The organism is Microcoleus sp. N9_A1 (genome assembly GCF_036701795.1).
Lineage (GTDB): Bacteria > Cyanobacteriota > Cyanobacteriia > Cyanobacteriales > Microcoleaceae > Microcoleus.
The window spans coordinates 1-17,572 of the sequence record NZ_JAUBRI010000047.1; the positions used below are offsets into that span (position 1 = coordinate 1).

Annotated in this window: 16 protein-coding genes and 1 tRNA gene; 3 read left to right on the top strand and 14 right to left on the bottom strand. The window is 45.6% G+C overall.

From position 1 onward, the window contains the following. Positions 1 to 198: 198 nt before the first annotated feature. On the bottom strand, positions 199 to 1,521 hold the full coding sequence (locus QUA58_RS20410; RefSeq protein ID WP_333395606.1) for a four-carbon acid sugar kinase family protein: 1,323 nt from the start codon (positions 1,519 to 1,521) through the stop codon (positions 199 to 201). A gap of 192 nt (positions 1,522 to 1,713) precedes the next feature. Further along, entirely contained in the window at positions 1,714 to 2,382 is a 669-nt protein-coding gene (locus tag QUA58_RS20415; RefSeq protein ID WP_333395608.1) for a hypothetical protein, read from the bottom strand. Between the two features lie 97 nt (positions 2,383 to 2,479). Here QUA58_RS20415 and QUA58_RS20420 point away from each other — a divergent pair, with 97 nt between their 5' ends. Beyond that, the gene (locus QUA58_RS20420; RefSeq protein WP_333254247.1) at positions 2,480 to 3,649 is read left to right on the top strand and encodes an IscS subfamily cysteine desulfurase; all 1,170 of its coding nucleotides are present in this window, start codon (positions 2,480 to 2,482) and stop codon (positions 3,647 to 3,649) included. A 244-nt stretch (positions 3,650 to 3,893) separates the two neighbouring features. Here QUA58_RS20420 and QUA58_RS20425 read toward each other — a convergent pair whose 3' ends face one another. Both QUA58_RS20425 and QUA58_RS20430 read right to left on the bottom strand, forming a co-directional pair. After that, entirely contained in the window at positions 3,894 to 4,898 is a 1,005-nt protein-coding gene (locus QUA58_RS20425; protein ID WP_333254245.1) for a glycosyltransferase family 2 protein, read from the bottom strand. A gap of 31 nt (positions 4,899 to 4,929) precedes the next feature. Beyond that, complete coding sequence (locus tag QUA58_RS20430) at positions 4,930 to 5,658, bottom strand: C40 family peptidase (protein WP_333254243.1); 729 nt, start codon at positions 5,656 to 5,658, stop codon at positions 4,930 to 4,932. A gap of 95 nt (positions 5,659 to 5,753) precedes the next feature. Here QUA58_RS20430 and QUA58_RS20435 point away from each other — a divergent pair, with 95 nt between their 5' ends. Beyond that, positions 5,754 to 6,692: a serine hydrolase gene (locus tag QUA58_RS20435; protein WP_333395609.1), complete on the top strand. Its 939-nt coding sequence runs from the start codon at positions 5,754 to 5,756 to the stop codon at positions 6,690 to 6,692. Positions 6,693 to 6,777: 85 nt separating this feature from the next. Here QUA58_RS20435 and QUA58_RS20440 read toward each other — a convergent pair whose 3' ends face one another. The 6 genes from QUA58_RS20440 to alr form a co-directional block, all read right to left on the bottom strand. After that, on the bottom strand, positions 6,778 to 7,329 hold the full coding sequence (locus QUA58_RS20440) for a helix-turn-helix transcriptional regulator (protein WP_333254239.1): 552 nt from the start codon (positions 7,327 to 7,329) through the stop codon (positions 6,778 to 6,780). Beyond that, complete coding sequence (locus QUA58_RS20445; protein ID WP_333254237.1) at positions 7,326 to 7,772, bottom strand: DUF6932 family protein; 447 nt, start codon at positions 7,770 to 7,772, stop codon at positions 7,326 to 7,328. Before QUA58_RS20445 ends, QUA58_RS20440 begins: the two co-directional genes overlap by 4 nt. A gap of 219 nt (positions 7,773 to 7,991) precedes the next feature. Beyond that, positions 7,992 to 8,080: transfer RNA gene (locus QUA58_RS20450), tRNA-Ser, on the bottom strand. Between the two features lie 110 nt (positions 8,081 to 8,190). After that, positions 8,191 to 9,318 (bottom strand): patatin-like phospholipase family protein, encoded by a 1,128-nt coding sequence (locus QUA58_RS20455; protein ID WP_333395611.1) that lies wholly within the window; start codon positions 9,316 to 9,318, stop codon positions 8,191 to 8,193. Between the two features lie 50 nt (positions 9,319 to 9,368). Then, entirely contained in the window at positions 9,369 to 10,244 is an 876-nt protein-coding gene (locus QUA58_RS20460) for a mechanosensitive ion channel family protein (RefSeq protein WP_333254230.1), read from the bottom strand. A 221-nt stretch (positions 10,245 to 10,465) separates the two neighbouring features. Further along, positions 10,466 to 11,668 (bottom strand): alanine racemase, encoded by a 1,203-nt coding sequence (alr, locus tag QUA58_RS20465; RefSeq protein WP_333395613.1) that lies wholly within the window; start codon positions 11,666 to 11,668, stop codon positions 10,466 to 10,468. 249 nt (positions 11,669 to 11,917) lie between these two features. Here alr and QUA58_RS20470 point away from each other — a divergent pair, with 249 nt between their 5' ends. Next, positions 11,918 to 13,498 (top strand): peptidoglycan-binding protein, encoded by a 1,581-nt coding sequence (locus QUA58_RS20470; RefSeq protein ID WP_333254226.1) that lies wholly within the window; start codon positions 11,918 to 11,920, stop codon positions 13,496 to 13,498. Between the two features lie 228 nt (positions 13,499 to 13,726). Here QUA58_RS20470 and QUA58_RS20475 read toward each other — a convergent pair whose 3' ends face one another. The 4 genes from QUA58_RS20475 to QUA58_RS20490 form a co-directional block, all read right to left on the bottom strand. After that, on the bottom strand, positions 13,727 to 14,743 hold the full coding sequence (locus tag QUA58_RS20475) for an S-layer homology domain-containing protein (RefSeq protein ID WP_333395614.1): 1,017 nt from the start codon (positions 14,741 to 14,743) through the stop codon (positions 13,727 to 13,729). Between the two features lie 181 nt (positions 14,744 to 14,924). Beyond that, positions 14,925 to 15,806 carry a hypothetical protein gene (locus tag QUA58_RS20480; protein ID WP_333395645.1) on the bottom strand — a complete coding sequence of 294 codons (882 nt, stop codon included), beginning with the start codon at positions 15,804 to 15,806 and terminating at the stop codon, positions 14,925 to 14,927. A 127-nt stretch (positions 15,807 to 15,933) separates the two neighbouring features. Continuing rightward, positions 15,934 to 16,539, bottom strand: a complete 606-nt coding sequence (locus tag QUA58_RS20485) for a DUF1517 domain-containing protein (protein WP_333395616.1) — start codon at positions 16,537 to 16,539, stop codon at positions 15,934 to 15,936. A gap of 467 nt (positions 16,540 to 17,006) precedes the next feature. After that, positions 17,007 to 17,552, bottom strand: a complete 546-nt coding sequence (locus QUA58_RS20490; RefSeq protein WP_333254221.1) for a hypothetical protein — start codon at positions 17,550 to 17,552, stop codon at positions 17,007 to 17,009. Positions 17,553 to 17,572 lie beyond the last annotated feature (20 nt).

Genomic DNA, 17,572 nt, shown 5'->3' on the forward strand with positions numbered 1-17,572 from the left:
AACGTCTTAAGTTTAACTCCAATTAGGTAACTTAATGTTTTGTTACATAGATATGTTTTTTCCCGCCTACCTACTTAGGGCTTATTTGAGGGGATTGTCAAGACACGCTCTGGCATGAAAATTTCAAGATGTTAGAACCCCGACTTCTCTAAGAAGTCAGGGTTCTGGGTGTTCTGTTTTTTTAGATTGGTCTGCTGATTACTTACTCAGCCGCTTGTAAACCGTAGCCAAAGCATGGCTATCCCCGACATTTCCCGGAAACAAAACCACTGGTAAATTTGGAAACAGAGGATGGTCTGCCTCGGCTTTCACCACCGAACAACCTGCAATAATTTGACCGATTTGCCGGACACTTTTCAGCGACAAACCGGTACTCAAAACATCATTAGAAGTAATGCCGCCTTTGCTAATTAAAAACCCGATATCCGCAGGCATTCCCCGCACGATATCCATCAATAAAGCAGAAACCGCCTCTCCAAATTTTAACCGGATTTCCGCATTTTTAAATTGTAGCTCCTGGCGGCTGGTATAAATTACAGGCGTTTTGCCGTCGGCATGAGCGGTGTGGACTTTTTCGAGAATTTCATCGAGAATTTGGGTGCGATACTCTGGTGAATCTTCTAACAAGTGAGATACATCTATTTCAATGCTAACTATATTGGGTTCTTTTAACAAGCGTTCCAATTGTTCTGTAGTTTTCTTAACGTGGGAACCCACTATTACTGCACCGGGTTTGCCCTTTCTCACATATTTTGCCATTTCGTCGGCTGCTACAGGCTGGTGGCCGATGTCAGCTAAGGATGTTAAAATACTGGCCGCGCTGCGGAATAAAAACTTTTTACCTTGACTGGCTGCATCGAGAATGTGTTTGGCAAATGTGTCTAAATCGCCTTGACTTTCGCCGTCAACAACTGCACATTGGTTGTCTGTCATGTCCATCAGTCGATCTAAACTTCCGTAGCGCATATCTGCGAGTAAAATGCGATCGACTGCATCAGCGGGGATGCGGCCTTTGGTTTTTTCTTCTACATAGTCTGGCAGGTAACTGTGACTGTAGCCGAAGACTGAATCTTTGGCAAATTCGGTTTCGTGAACAGGCGTTGCGACGCTGTTAACCATTAGGTAGTGCACGCTGTTGCGGGTAATTCTGCCTCCTTCAAAAAAGGCGGGAATTAGAAAATGAGCGTCGAAGGGGCCAAGTTCTTCGGCGATCGCGTCGGTTTCGATCGGATAGTGGCCGCGCAGGGTAGAATCGGAACGGCTAACTATTAGGAAGTCTTCGATTTCTTCGCTGGCGATCGCCTTTTTAAGATTTTGGCACACTTCGCGGGTGACGGAGGCTGCTTTTTCGGGAGTTAGCGATCGAGTATTTGTCAGTATAAAGAAAATCGGGGATTTGTCCCGCAGTCCCAAACGCAGAGTGTCTTCGTCCCAACGTGTCAGCAGCAAGCAACTGTGCACGGTTTGAGAACCTGTCGGATCGTCGTCGAGAACTATAATCTTGGGTTTGCTAGAAGACATACTGACCTTGTTGTTAACGTCACCTTCCCAAGATATCCTTACCTGTTACGTAACAGGAAAAAATTTACAATAGTTATGATATTTTTTTCACATTTCTCATAACTTATCATTTGGAGAATGTGTTTGAGTTCGAGCGGTTCAGTAAGCTTCATGTTGCTACTGGGTAAAAGGCGCACGCAGCCGTGCACGCTACTAAGTTTTGCCATTTTTAAAATTAGCAGCGTTTCGATCTTGCAACTTTTTCATTTCTGCTTGAACTCCCACGGCTACCTGCAAAGCTTCGTTGAGCAATCGTCCCGGCTGGCTCGATCTATCGCTAATTTGCAGGGCATTCAAATTTCTTAAGTTATTGGCAAACAATTCGGAATTAGTAGCGACAAATTTTTTGTTTTCCCTAAGAATTCTTTCAGTTTTCAAAGCTCGAACTAAATCGTCTCTGATTAGCTGCAAAGCTTGAATTACTTTGGCGCGATCGCCGATTTTGACTTCCGCATTGCCAGCATCTTCTATCTGATCATTAATGGCGATAGCTGCGATTATACCATTATAGCGATCGACATCATCAAAAAGATTGATTAAATGTTGGTTTTGCCGACTGCACCGAATTTTCCACGCATCCTCAAGGATTAAACCGAGTATCGCAACCAAGTGAAGGGCGAACCACAACAAATAAGCTATAGGAAATATCGCAACCAGCAGCCAACAACTGATTAGAACCAAAACAATTAAACCGACTGTTTTCAAAGCTTCGCCGGCAAACTTAGTCGCTGTCGGCGGCCGGTATACGCGATCGGGCCCGGCACCGGTGAGGTGCTTGAGCTCACCGATAGTAATTTCTAATCCCTGAATGTCAGCTCGCATAAATCTTCATAAATATTTGTTAATTATAAAGTTTTGTAGTAGAACAAGGGGCTCGTCTACAATAAACCTAACACTTTTTTCAACCAAAACTAGCACTATGTCTGTACGTCCTATATACCTCGACAATCACGCCACAACCCCCGTAGATCAACGGGTACTTGATGCGATGCTGCCGTATTTCACCGAACAATTCGGCAACGCAGCCAGTATCAACCACGTCTACGGCTGGGAAGCAGAAGCAGCGGTAAAACAGTCACGACAAATCATAGCAGAAGCGATCAACGCCTCCCCAGAAGAAATTGTTTTTACCAGCGGCGCCAGCGAAGCAAATAACTTAGCGATCAAAGGCATCGCCGAAGCTTATTTCAGTAAAGGAAAGCACATTATCACAGTAAAAACCGAACACAATGCAATTCTTGACCCCTGTACCTATTTGCAAAAATTGGGGTTTGACATTACTGTTTTACCCGTGAAAAGCGACGGGCTGATTGATATAGGCGATTTGATCAAAGCGATTCGCGCCGAGACAATTTTAGTTTCAGTGATGACGGCTAACAACGAAATTGGCGTTATCCAGCCGATCGCAGAAATTGCTGCAATTTGTCGCGGAAATGACATTCTTTTTCACACAGATGCGGCACAGGCGATCGGCAAAATTCCCCTCGACGTAGAGGAGATGAATATCGATCTAATGTCCTTGACAGCCCACAAAATTTACGGGCCAAAAGGTATCGGTGCTCTCTACGTGCGTCGCAACAAACCGAGAGTGCAGCTAGCGCCGCAAATGCACGGAGGAGGCCACGAACGGGGAATGCGATCGGGAACTCTCTACCCACCGCAAATAGTTGGGTTTGCCAAAGCAGTAGAATTGGCAATTGCAGAAATGCCGTCGGAAACAGAACGAGTGGTTAATTTGCGGCAGCGTTTGTGGGAAAATTTGAGTGAATTGGGCGATGTTTTTCTCAACGGTCACGCTACGAAGAGATTGCCAGGGAATCTCAATATTAGTGTAGGCGGGGTTGACGGTCAAGCGTTGATGTTGGGTTTGCAACCGGCGGCGGCAGTTTCTTCTGGTTCTGCTTGTACTTCTGCGAAAATATCTCCATCTCATGTTTTAGCAGCGATCGGGCGATCGGACAAATTAGCCTACGCTTCGATTCGCTTTGGTATTGGCCGCTTCAATACCGCAGCAGAAATAGATGCAGTCTCCCAACACGCGATCGCAACTATTACATCTCTCCGACAAGCTCAAAAAGTGATGAGTTAGACAGTTGACAGTTGACAGTTGACAGTTGACAGTTGACAGTAATCTGTAGGGTGCGTCGCTATGAGATACTAAATGAAACTTTCAGATTCAAGCGTGGCGACGCACCTTACCATTTGAGATTGGACTGTTCAATATCGCAGATGAGTTAAATCATATAACACCAGATCCCCGACTTCTGCAACCGTTTCCCAGACTCAACATCAATGCTAATGCTAGAATTCGGGGATCTACTAACACCAATCCTTTACTTATAACCAAACACCTCGCGCACTCGATAAATTGGTTTTCCCTGGGATTCGTGATAAGTCCGCATCATCACTTCCGCCAACAAACCAAAACAAAATAACTGCACGCCAGTTAACAGCAAAACCACAGCCAAAATCAGCAAAGGGCGGTTCCCAATAATTTGACCAAAACCCAATTTTAAGACTGTCAAATAAATTCCTAAAACCGTTCCCAACGTCATAGAACTAAGTCCCAAAAGTCCAAAAACGTGCATCGGTCGAGTCAGGAACTTTTTCATAAAAGAAATAGTTAACAAATCCATCAACACGCGAAAAGTCCGCCAAATCCCGTACTTACTTTGACCGAAACGACGGGCGTGATGCCGCACCGGCATTTCGGCAATTCTCGCCCCTTCAATAAAGGCCAAAGCAGGCAAAAAGCGGTGCAATTCCCCGTAGAGATTCAAGTCTGCTACCAACTCGGATTTATAAGCTTTCAAAGAACAGCCGTAGTCGTGCAAAGTTACGCCTGTAACGCGACCAATTAACCAGTTCGCAATTTTAGAAGGAATCAACCGACTAATAGTATTATCCTGCCTATTTTTCCGCCAGCCACTCACTAAATCGTAGCCTTCATCTAACTTTGCCAACAATAGCGGAATATCAGCCGGGTCATTTTGTAAATCGCCGTCTAGCGTCACAATAGCACGACCGCGAGCGCGATCGAAACCTGCCGACATGGCAGCAGTTTGCCCGTAATTGCGGCGCAAAATTACAGCACAAAGGTCATCGCGACTGCTGGCTAACTGCTGGAGAAGTTCAGCCGAACCGTCCTTAGAACCGTCATCTACACAAATAATTTGATAGCTGAGTCCAGATGGTTGGATAGAAGAGGCGATCGCCTCAATCAAATGAGGCAAACTTTCCACCTCATTATACACCGGCACTACCACCGAAACATCGAGAACAACCTCAGCGCCAGCCTGCTGTGCAGCCAATTTTTCCAAAAATAATGCAGCGTCCATTTTTTTATTCGATAATATCAACAGTCAACCGTCAACAGTCAACCGTCAACAACTCACTAGGTTGATAACTTGCCACAACTTTACCATATCCGCGCAATTGTCGGTAATAACATTGACTAACTTTATCCCCATTTTCCGACAAAACATCGATACCGATACCATTGCGACCTTGTTCTTTTCCTGAACTGTGAATATAACGACTATCGCCCAGATACAATCCTACGTGAGTTGCTTTTTCCGCTGTACCAAAAAATACTAAATCTCCTGGTTCTAAATCACTTATACTAATAGGTCTAATGAAAGCTTCCTGCTGATAAGCATCTCTCGGCAACCAAATACCCGCAGCCACAAAAGCAGCTTGCATCAATCCCGAACAATCATAATTTGGCCCGACAGTACCGCCCCAAAGATAATAATTGGATTGGTTCATAGCGTCACGAGCAAAAGTAATGGCGATCGGCAATTTCTCCCTAATTTGGGCCTCAGAAAGCACCAGAGGATGATACACTGTCTCTGTCGCATCGAGCAACTCAACATCTCGAATATCCAGCCATCCGGGATAATCATCTTCGCACAGCCGCACCATCACAGCCGTTGTATCCAAGTTTGCATCGCTCTGTTTTAGGGGGAGTTCGACGGCGCGCAAATGCCGCCCCACCGCCGCTTGAGTTGCGAGTCGATCGCACTTTGGGGAATCGTAAATATTTATGTGCGATCGCGCCCGGTACTCCACAACATCAGATAATTGATAATTGGCCATTGCTAATTGCTAATTGTTTGCTGTTAATTGTTCGCATTTAACGATAGATTGCCATTAGCTGCTAGCCGTTAACCGTTAAGCGTCAGCCATCAACCATGACATTTTTTCACAAAGACGAACAATTAGAAAATCTCGGCAGTAGCATTATAGACTCCGCATTGTCAGAATTTACAGGCTTAACGGGCGATCGTACAGCCATTACCTGGATAGTCTACGATCCGCCGGTGCGAGTCAATACAGGCGGAGCCCTCAGCGCCCAAGAATTTTGGAAATATCAACCGCGAGGTTTTAGCGCCAGAGCTGCCGAACGAATTTATCCAGCCAGCATCGTCAAATTATTCTACCTCGTGGCCATCTGGGAATGGGCGCAAAAAGGCATGATTCAAACATCGCCAGAATTAGAACGTGCTGTCCGAGATATGATAGTTGATTCCAGCAACGACGCCACCAGTTTAGTAGTAGACGCGCTCACCGGCACCACCAGCGGCCCAGAATTATCACCAGGCCCCTTTGAAACTTGGAAACAGCAGCGAAACCTTGTCAACCGTTACTTTCAATCATTGGATTGGTCGGAATTACAAAATATTAACGCCAATCAAAAAACCTGGTGTGACGGCCCCTACGGTCGCGAGCGAGCAGTTCTGGGAGAATTAATGGAAAATAGAAATATGCTGACCACAAATGCAGCGGCGCGTTTGCTGCACAGTATAATCGGCGGCGTAGCTGTTTCTGCCAAAGCATCGCAAGAAATGATGGGTTTAATGAAACGCAGTTTAGAACCAGCAGAATTAGAAGCAGATCCTGAAAATCAAGTCACAGGTTTTTTAGGTGGCGGATTGCCAGAATCAGCAAAATTGTGGTCAAAAGCGGGACTGACAAGTCAAGTTCGTCACGATGCTGCTTATATTGAAATACCGGGTTTGCGGCCGTATTTGTTAGTTGTATTTACCGAGGGTAAAGAGAATAGCAAGAATGAACAGATTTTACCATTTATATCGCGGCAATTTGTCGAAGCGATGAAAGTGCTTAATTAGATTTAGGTTTGTAAATTGAAAACTATATACACAGATGCCCGACTTCTTTAACAAGTTGGGCATCTAACATCGTCAACTGTCAACGCTAACTTTTTAATTGAACTTGCTCCATCATTCGTTGATCTTGTTGGCTGTGAAAACGATGAGTTGAGGAAAGTAATTCTTCTTTGCTAACTGGCGTTCTTCTTAGGGTATCTAAAGGAACTAGAAACTCACCTTTTTGAATTTGAATTTCCAGTGCATCAATTACAAATCTTACATCCAAAAAACTGGCATCTTCGTAGTCATTATCTTCATAACGTTTAATTTGTTCTTCTTTCAGTCCAGCTAAATCTGCCAATTCTTTTTGGCTTAGCTTAGCTGCCAGGCGAGCTTTAATCAAGATTTGGGGTAAATAATCAATAGCATCAAGTGTTAATACTATTGGGGTGTCGCTATCATGAGATGTAAGCCTGTCATATTCAGCAATTTCTGCTTGTAAAGCCATCAGGTGAGATTGTTTGACATCCCCAGAAAGTTGCCACCCTTCGGGGTCTTTTTTCTTCAGTTCCTCATCTTGCTCTAACGCCCTAAGAGAATATTCAAATTTTCGGGCGCATTCTTGACTATATTCATACTCTTTTTCATTTTTAATCATGGGTTCCACCTTAATAAATCTATAGCAATAAGGCCCTTATGATTTAACTGTCTGTCACGCTGAAAGAATTCTATAGAAGTTAAACCGTAATCTCCTACAGGTTGATCTGAACGAAAAATTTCACCTTTATATTTGGATTTCTGTGCGCTACGATCCAAATGATTTAGTAATCTAGGGGCATTTTTTCGGAGATAATCGTAATCGACATCCTCGCTATCCCAACAGGCATCAAAATCTCCTGGGTTTGGTTTAATGGTAACAAAGCTGCCGTTGATATAAATTGTCCGGCAACCACCTGCTTTGAGTTGCTCCATTGCCATTCGCAGTCCGCGCATTAAACGCAACCTCAGCTCGTTGCTTCCAAATCGTTCTACAAATTCTTCCCATTCGCAAAAATGTACTCCTGGGGGTAAGTTGCCGTTTTCATCGAATTCTGGAATCACTTCCTCACACCTTAACACAGATGAATATCCGGCTCTTGAGCGTACCATATTGCGATCGTTGTTTGGAAAATTGCGATCGCAGCGATAGCTTCATTGACCCTCACGGCAGACTGAGGTGGCGCTACCGATCGCCAATAGTGAGCAAAAAATGACCGGAAAACGCAACTTTTAAGGTTATGACGAATCCAAAACCCTTGATTGATAAAGGATTGAATAGAACGGAGAGGGGGGGATTCGAACCCCCGAAGGGTGATAACACCCTTAACAGATTAGCAATCTGCCGCTTTCGACCACTCAGCCACCTCTCCAGATGACAGCAACTAACCATAGCACACAGATTCAGCCTTTGGCAACCCCTAATCGCAAAAGATCCTGAAATCGTCACCCTGTCTAGCATCCGACACCTTAACCCGATCGCCTACTCCCCAAAGCCCCTAGCCTTCAAGTGCTTTTCCCAACTAAAATTGGAACTCAAAAAGAACCTCTTAGTATACAAATATCCCAAGCGGTACAGGTGAGCCTTGCGATCGGCATCGAGATTAAAATCTGTCGTCGTCACCCCAGCTTCAGTCACATCAATATTAATCACCCTGCCCTTATCCATTTCTCGCTGGTGATAGCGGTCTCTTGCTTTCATCATCGTTCTGAACATCGCCGCCAGCATCGACAGGGGAGTATCAATCTTAGCTTTAGTCTCAATTCCGGTATCGACTAATCGAAACCCAAAGGTAAACCAGCGGGGCATAGCAGGAGTGGAACCGACGGATTGTTTGTCATAAATCCACAGGGGGAAATTGCTCAAAATTCCGCCATCTACAATTAAGTCATCGCCCAGTTTTCCTGGTTCAAAAAATAGGGGAATACTCATCGACAACCGAACGGCTTCAGCAACGCTAAAATCTTCAGCGCTTTGGAGTCGCAACTGCTCATACAAAGGATCGGAATCCGTCGATTCGCGTCGGTGTAAGTCGTCTGGCAGCACCAACATTTCACCGCGAGTCAGGTTGGATATTACTACTTTTAATTCCCGGTCTTTTACGATTTGTTTGACATCGGCAAAAGTGTGCAAGTTACCTCGACCGAGCATTGTTTCCAGCCACTGCCGGAAAGGCTGCGCGGAATATTCTCCCATTTGACGGCTAACTGTTAGAAAAAGTAGCGTCCAAGCTGGGGATTGCAAATCGTCTGCGGGGTCGCCGTTTAAAATTAGAGGACTGTTTTTTTTAGTTAAAAATATGCTGTAATCGAGCTGACCTAAAATTTCCTCTAAGTCATCAATTGACAAGTCGGTTGCCAATACTGCGGCGGTAATTGCACCGGCAGAAGTGCCTGCCAGTTTTCGCCAGCGGATGCCCAAATCGTTGCAGCACCTGAGTGCTCCTAAAAACGCAACTCCGCGCACACCGCCGCCTTCAAAAACCCCGTCGGCATAGATTTGACCGTTTTCGTCGGGAGGCGGAAATTTGCTGAGAATTGTTTGTTTCTCGGTTGCGGTGATTCTGACACCGGCTTCTTGCAAAATTTGCTGCGGATACCACTTGCTCATGGGAAATACCTCGGATCAATTTGGATTTTTAAGTTTAGATAGATAGATATCTATTGCTCTTGATTTTTGTCGGCATCCATTGCCTCTTTGACGTATTGTTGAACTTGCGATCGCACTTGTTCGTAGGCCACCGACGCGCACCAAGGTCGGAGAGATAAAATAGTTGTATCGGGAGTAATCTCGGCTACCAAACAAGTCGGGGGCGGATTCTCCAACACCAGCGGGTGAGAGTGGGCAATTTCTAATAACTCAGCCATCGTTGGACGGATCGCCCGATCGCCAATATCAATTTTCAAGTCTACTCGCCTCATTCCCATTGCCGTTGTATTTTTCAGTGTACCGTTAAACAACTGGTTGTTCGGGACAATAATTTTTATGCGATCGTCTGTCACCACGGTTGTTGAAAAAATCCCGATGCTGTCCACCACTCCCTTAACATCCGCAGCTTCGATCGCATCTCCGACTTCAAAGGGCCGCAAACTAATCAACATTACCCCAGCAGCAAAGTGCGACAAAGTATTTTGCCACGCCAAACCAATGGCCAAACCCGCTGCACCCACCACCGCAACCACGCTGGTAGTTTGAATTCCCAACTGACTCAAAGCGGCGACTACTCCCACTACCAAAATCGTAATTTCAGCAGCTTGAACTAAGAATTTCCGCAGCGTGGCTTCGGTGCGACTCAGTGCTCGGCGAGTCACGCGGCCCGCAAAGCCGATCGCAAATCGCGTAATTAGCAAAATGCCGATCGCCCACAGCAGTTGAGGTACAATTTTAAACCCCAATTCTACGAATTTTTTTGAGAATTCTTGGGCTACTTCCAAGGCTTGTGTTCTTTCTGCATTTAGCTGAGAATAGAAGGTTTGGGCTATAGGTAAAAACGTCTGAATAACTGTCATATCAATTGGGAATTGGGAATTGGGCATTGGGAATTGGGCAAACAGGGCATTGGGCATTGGGCATTGGTAAACGCAGTCTCAGTCTTCTGCATAAGTCGGAGAGTCCGACAGGGATTTTTAACCCATGTCTCATAGCTAAACTCCTCTCAAAGAGGACTACAATCAATAATTTCCTCGCTCAAAATCTTGAGTCGGTTTTAACCGAGTTTTGCTATGAGGCAGGGGTTTAAACCCCTGCCGGAATACTGTTAATAGTGTACTGCTACGCGGGGCAATCGGTGTTTAAAACCGCAGAGAATTTCCCACGAAATAGTTCCTAAAGTCGCGGCCCAATCATCAGCAGTAATTTGATATTCTCCATCTTTGCCCAACAGCGTCACCACTTCGCCGACTTCTAAATTGGGAATATCGGTTACATCCAGCATTAATTGATCCATCGTTACCGCGCCCACTTGTCGCACGAACTGACCCCGGACTAAAACCTGCATTTTATTAGAAAGATTGCGCGGAATACCATCTGCATAGCCGATACCAATTACGGCAATCTGTGTCTGCCGCTGAGCTATAAATTGATAGCCGTAACTGACGCCGGTTCCTGCTTCGATTGTTTTCACCTGCGTTACCCTAGCCTTTACCTGCATTGCGGGCTTCAAATTGGCGATCGACTGCAAGTGAGGTGCTGGATAAAGACCGTAGGTAGCTAAACCGACTCGCACTAAATCGTAGTGCAAATCCGGGTCAGCGAGGGCTGCAGCAGAGTTAGCCAAGTGGAGGCGAGGGGGGTTAATTCCTGCTATTTTAATTTGCTCGATCGCCTTTTGAAACCGCTGGTGCTGCTCTCTCATAACTGCGGAGTCTGGACTATCTGCTGTCGCCAAGTGAGAGTAAATACTGGCTAATTTTAAATTGGGCAACCGCTTGACTAATTGCACAAATTCTGTAGCTTCCTGCCAGGGCGTACCCAAGCGAGACATTCCCGTATCTAACTTAGCGTGAACTGGCAAAAATTGGTTAATGCCTGCGAGAACTTCCGAAAAAATGAGGGCTTGTTTGGCAGTACAAATAGTGGGCTGCAAGTGCCAATGGGCGATCGCCTTTACCTGTTGGGCTGTATGGGTTGCCCCCAACAGCAAAATCGGCGCTTCTATCCCAGCTTCTCGCAATTCTATTCCTTCGGGAATTGTCGCCACTCCCAGCCAACTAGCACCTGCTTGCAATGCTGTTTGACTGACTGCAACAGCACCATGCCCGTAAGCATCCGCTTTCACAACTGCCATCAGTTCTGTGTGGGGAGATAAGAGCTTTTTAAGCTGTTTTACATTGTGAGTTAAAGCTGCTAAATCGATTTCTACCCAAGCCCGCTGGCAAAGTCCCCCGTCACCGTCCCACAGCAACGTCTGGCGGGATTCTTTTGTCGTTGATTCTGCGGTTGTTTGTTCCCCACTCCACATTGTCGATCGCTCCTACTTACTTACACCATTAAAAACTGCTCTAAAAACTGCTAGGATATTTTACCCTAAGTTTGATTATAATAAGATTTTTCCTTTAATCAATGTTATACAAGTTTAAAAAAAGAATGCAACTGTAGGCAAGCTGCAAACCCATATTGCATCAGTCATTCCCCATCTAAAATCTAAAATCTAAAATCTAAAATGGTATTAACTGGTGTATCATAGCACCAAAAATACCCGATAAAAACTATGGACGCACTGGCATACCTACATTTAGCTGAAACTTGGGAAACGGCTGCGGGTCAAACTCGATCGACCCACTCAAAAATGCACCTAAATTTAGCCTATACTCCTTTACTTTTCTTTACGATCGCTCTCACAATTTTCAATTTAGTCAATCCCGCACTCGCCCTCAAAAAAGGTGATTCAGGCTCGGAAGTAGCCGAACTCCAGAAAACTCTACAAAACGCAGGCTATTTTCGCGGTAAGGCTACAGGATTTTACGGTTCTCTCACCCTGGCTGCTGTGAAAAAGTTTCAAGCAGAGAACAACCTAAAAGTTGACGGAATTGTTGGCCCTAAAACCTTGTCAGCACTGAAAGGTAAGCCGGAAGATGCGAGTATTGAAGCTGCGGAAAAACTCGCGCCAAATGTCGATCAATCTTCGCCATCTCCTACCGCCACAGATAACACAAACGAACTAGAAGATCAAACTAAAACTCAGCCCCAAGAATCTCTATTTCAAGAACCCTCTTTGCCACCCTTTAAAACTGAAAACTCCGAGGACAAAGAAAGTGAATCACAACCCACAAGGCTAGTAAATCCTCCCGACAACACTCAAGGAAAAATGACCTTGAAAAAAACAATTTACGGTAACATCTCGCCAAAATCAATAGTTTATTCGGGTTCTGGTTTGTTTTTTGCTCAAAACATGATGTACCGCCACACAATCACAGTTTACGACAGGAACTTTAAATTAGTCAAGACTATTCCCGATACAGTAAACTTGTCGAAGTTTGGCTTTTCTAAATTCAAAGGCGATTATAAAGGATCTCCCGTAGAAGCGGCTTTTTCAACCGATGGCAAATATGCCTACGTCTCCAACTACAAAATGTACGGTTCCGGGTTTAGCAATCCGGGAACCGACAGGTGTTCTCCAGCGGCAAAACACGATCAAAGTTTTCTTTACCGCATCAATACCCAAACTTTGAAAATAGAAAAGGTAATTCCTGTCGGTGCAGTTCCCAAATTCAATGCTGTTTCGCCTGACAATCGCTTCGCGCTCGCGAGCAATTGGTGCAGTTGGGATTTGAGCGTAGTTGATATCAATAAAAATCTCGAAGTCGAGCGCGTGAAACTGGGTGCATATCCTCGGGGTATTGTTGTTACTCCCGACTCAAAAAATGCCTATGTTGCTATCATGGGTTCTTCCGATATTGCGAAAGTTAATCTCATCGACTTTTCGGTAGAATGGCTGAGAAATATTGGCAATGCGCCGCGTCATTTGACGATCGACCCCAATGGCAACTATCTTTATGCCACTTTAAATGGTGAAGGAAATGTGGCAAAAATTGACCTAAAAACTGGTAAAGTGGTGGACAAGGTTTCGACTGGAAAAGCCCCTCGCAGCATGACGATTTCTGATCAGGGAAAACTGCTTTATGTGGTCAACTATTTCTCGAATACTGTTAGCAAAGTTAGGACGAGCGATATGAAAGTTCTGCAAACAGTGAAGGTTAATTCAAGTCCGATCGGGATTACTTACGATCCGGAAACTAATCAGGTTTGGGTAGCTTGCTATTCGGGCAGCATTATGGTGTTTCAAGATTAATCTAACAGGTTCGCAGTGAAATTTGTAGGGTGCGCTGCGGCGCAACGATTGAGTTTTTAGATCGGTGCGCCGTGCACACCCTACATGATTTCTCAACTAGAAAACTAGGTCTAAACCCGGTTTGTGGCCGGGCGCGTGCGTCCAGGAGTGTAGATATATCGGTGCGCCGTGCACACCCTACAAGATCGATCAGTGCCGATTGCGCGCCCTACATGAGGGGTGAAAATATTATTTGGACGACTTGACCGACTTGATAACATACTTAGAAGGTTTAGCAGGTACTTTACCTTTTTTGGCCATAGCTTGGTAAATCATGGCTGCTACTTCCGCGCGAGTTGCTGTTTTGTTGGGCTGCAAAAGTGTGGGCTTCGGGTGGTTGACAACAATGCCAGCTTTAGTCGCTGCTGCTACTTTGTCAACTGCCCATTTCGGCACTTTTTTCCTGTCTGTATAAACTTGTAAAATCTTGCTTGCACTCCCTTCTTGTTTCAGGTTTAAACCGCTAGCTAATGCTACGATGACTTCTACACGGGGAACGTCTTTTGTGGGACGGAACTCATTGTTTGGGTATCCTTGAAGAAATCCTTTTTGTACGCTGCCATCGATCGCACTAGCGGCAGGGCTCTTGTCTTTCACGTCTTCAAAATTAATCGGTTTTCGGGTCGGTTTTTTGTCGGACATTCGCTCAATTAAGCGGGCTAGTTCGGCTCGCGTCATCGGTTCGTCGGGACGAAATTTACTGTCAGTCAAATCAGTAAAGATTTTCCGATCGACTAAAGCGACAATGAATGGACGCGCCCAATATTTGTCTGGAACATCTGAGAATCTAACGAGCCCAACTTTGGGTTTATCAGCTGTGGGTTTGGTAATTGCTGAATTGGGAGTCGATCGCGCAATTGGCGTGGGAGGAACAACGATTACACCCACCGGAGGATTTTGCGGTAAAATCGGCCCTAAAGGTGCCACAGGTGCGACTTCCCGTTGTGAAGGAATGAGCGTTGTAGCGGGCGATCGCAAATCCGAACTTGGCGATTCTGGCGTTAATATTCCCGGGCTCGCGGGCGTAACAGCAGGCTGAGAGAAAACGGCTGGAAATTGCCAATTTCTGGCATTCAATCGATCGGGATTTTTACCTGTTACCCAAAATAAAATTGCTCCCATCGTGCCGAAGGCAACCAAGATAGCAATCAATTCATCCAATCCTAGAGGATTTCTTTCCCCTGACGGGGGTTGTGAAGAAGACATATTGTCACCTAAATACCAATGTAGAAATTAAATCACATATTTTTTTAGTCTGGGGGAAACAGAGAGGGCTAAATCAACTATTCCAAAGTTTTCATTCTCCCTACTGCGGCGGCGTGGCATCGGGAGAATATATAAAATTAACTTTTACCGATGTCAGATGCTGATTTTTGCCATCTTCAATTCAGCGCCTTCTACCCCCGGAAGAGCGACTCCGACTCGGTTGACGAGAATTCCTGCCACTACCAAAACTCGGCTGCCGCTTGTTTTGATTTTGACGCGGCTGCGGCGATCGCCTCAAAGTGCTGCCACCGTAACCCGAACCGGTCGATCGATTGCCATTTGGCCGTGCTGAGGGTCTTACTGGCTGGTTATATGTGGGCGATCGCAAGCGGCCAGTCGTCCTTAAAACTTGACGGTTTCTCACAACTGGAGGCGGAGTTTTGTAGCGAGTTTGATATTGGTTAACAGCTTGGCCGTAAGTATTGCCATACCCGCCATATCCTGTCATAATTCCCGGCTGATAGACTGGCGGCATATAATATTGGGGTCTAAATAACAAACTGCCGATCGCCTGACCGGCTATAGCCCCAGCAAACGGGGCCCAGAAGCCAGATTGCTGTCTCACTACTACGGTTTGTGGCTGACCTGTTTGAGGGTTATTAACAGTTTCGGTAACGTTGTGAACGTACTCAATTTTGAAATCTTCTGTCAAATGCAAAACCGCTTGATTGTTATCCAAATTTAGATAACTTTTCTTGCCTGCCGATGTTTCTTCATCTGTTAAGCGAGCCATTTGCAAATCCTTAGTGCGGTAAACTGGGGGACTGCCGGCGGGAGTATTCAGCAACATCAAACTGTATTCGCCATCCGCATCGTCGTAGGTAGCTTGCTGTACAGAATATTGACCTTGACTCAAGTTATTATTTGGTGCAGGACGCACTGTGTTAATATTTGGATTTCCAGCAGGATTTGTCGAAGTTTGTCTGCTAGGAGAACCGCAGGCGGTTGCCGTCCATAAAAAAGTTAAAGCCATGAAATAAATTGTCAGTTTTCGCAGCATCATAAATAGTAATTTGTAATTTGGCATGGGTTGTTTGATAATTGCTCCTTCTTCCTTCTTCCCGACATCAGTTACATCAGTTACATCAGTTACATCCGTTAGTGAATCCGTTGCCGAACTTCTTCTTTCCTTAAAGGGGAATAAGTTCGGGGAAATTTACCAACACTTGGTCGTTGGTAAGTTCGTCTCCCAACTGTGCGGGAGAAAAGTGAACTTGCACAGCTCGGAGCCTTTCTTGATAATGTAAATTAATCAGGGCTTTTAAACCGACTTTCAGCGCGCTGATATCAGCGAGGTCAGTTTCTAGGGCAGGAACTTCGCCTTCATACGCAACTGTCAGCATCACCACCACATTTCTAGTTACCGGCAAAGACAAGGGGGAATTTTTATCGTAAACAGATGTACTGTATTGAGGCTCGCTGAGATAGCGATCGGCTGAATCAGTGAATAGTTCATCCACATAATCGCCGGCTTCGCCTTCCTTCCAAAAAACATCGCCTTCATTGGCGGCTGCTTGCCAGTAGTTGTCGTATTGCAACAGGTGATTGCAAATTTCTACAAGACCTTCTCCTAAAACTGCTAGGTTGCCATCGGCATCAATTGCTTTTCTGGCGGTGTGGTTGAGAACTCCTAACAGCGGTGCAACTTCTTCACCTGTTAGGTGAACGAACACCCGGCAAACTGCCAATCGAGTGTGACCTGTAAATTGATTGAATCGATCGCGCCAAGCATTCATAATAACCTATAGTTGTAATCTGTAGGGCTATAATTCCCACCCTAGCAGGCGATTTGAACTTTTGCCGTCTACCCTCAGATTGATCTGAAGAGTATTTTTAGCGATCGCCTCGGCAGCCTACTGTCTCGCTTTGACTCATCTAATTTTATAGCAGTTTTCACTCGGATCAAATACAGTTCAAATACAGTAGGGAAACGGCACAGCCTAGTCCTGACGGGGAGCAGCGACTTTTAATAATTGGTATGAGATTGATGATTGTAGCAAGAGTTTTTTTTATTGATATTAATTCAGCGCTCGTTTGCTTCGCCGGAATATGATATTGTGTGCTATTGATTCATTTGTCTATTGTTTGCAGTGCTTCGCGATCGCAATGACAAGAAATTGTAGGGGTATATAATTTCCACTCAAAAAACCTCCAATCTTGCAAGATTGGAGGTGCGCTAAGCGAATACTTTGGTTTGAGATAACTATTTGACGATCGCGCTTTGGACTTGTTCGATCGCAATTTCAGAACTCAACTCAGCAATTGGCGAAACTGGCAAATCCAGCTCGCCGCCCGGAGCTTCTGGGTGTTCGCGAACGGCCGCAACCGCATCTGCTGACTCAGCTACAGCACCCGCCGGGGCCAAATCGAGCAAAGCCGGAATTTCCATGTGTCCAGAAACACCTGCATCTGCGATCGGATCGATCGACTCTTCAAAAACTTCAAAATTATCGGTCATCGCAGCGCAAGCAGCAGAAGCGCGCTTGCCGGCGCGGTAGCTCATGTAGGCCGCACCCCCACCCAAAACTCCCGCCAAACCGAGCAAACCGAGAGCTGCTGTTTTGTAGGATTTCCACGGATTCATGCGCTCCGAGCCGCCGGAACCTAGGAGGGTTGGCGCAGAACCAGATTTAGCCGCCCCAGATTTGCTGTAGGAACAGGGGAAAGCAGATGCAGCGTCACAAACAGCGATGCTGCTTGCGATCGCCACGACGGAAGCAATGCCAGCTAACACTTGAAACTTCTTCATGGTGCTCTGGAGATTGTAAA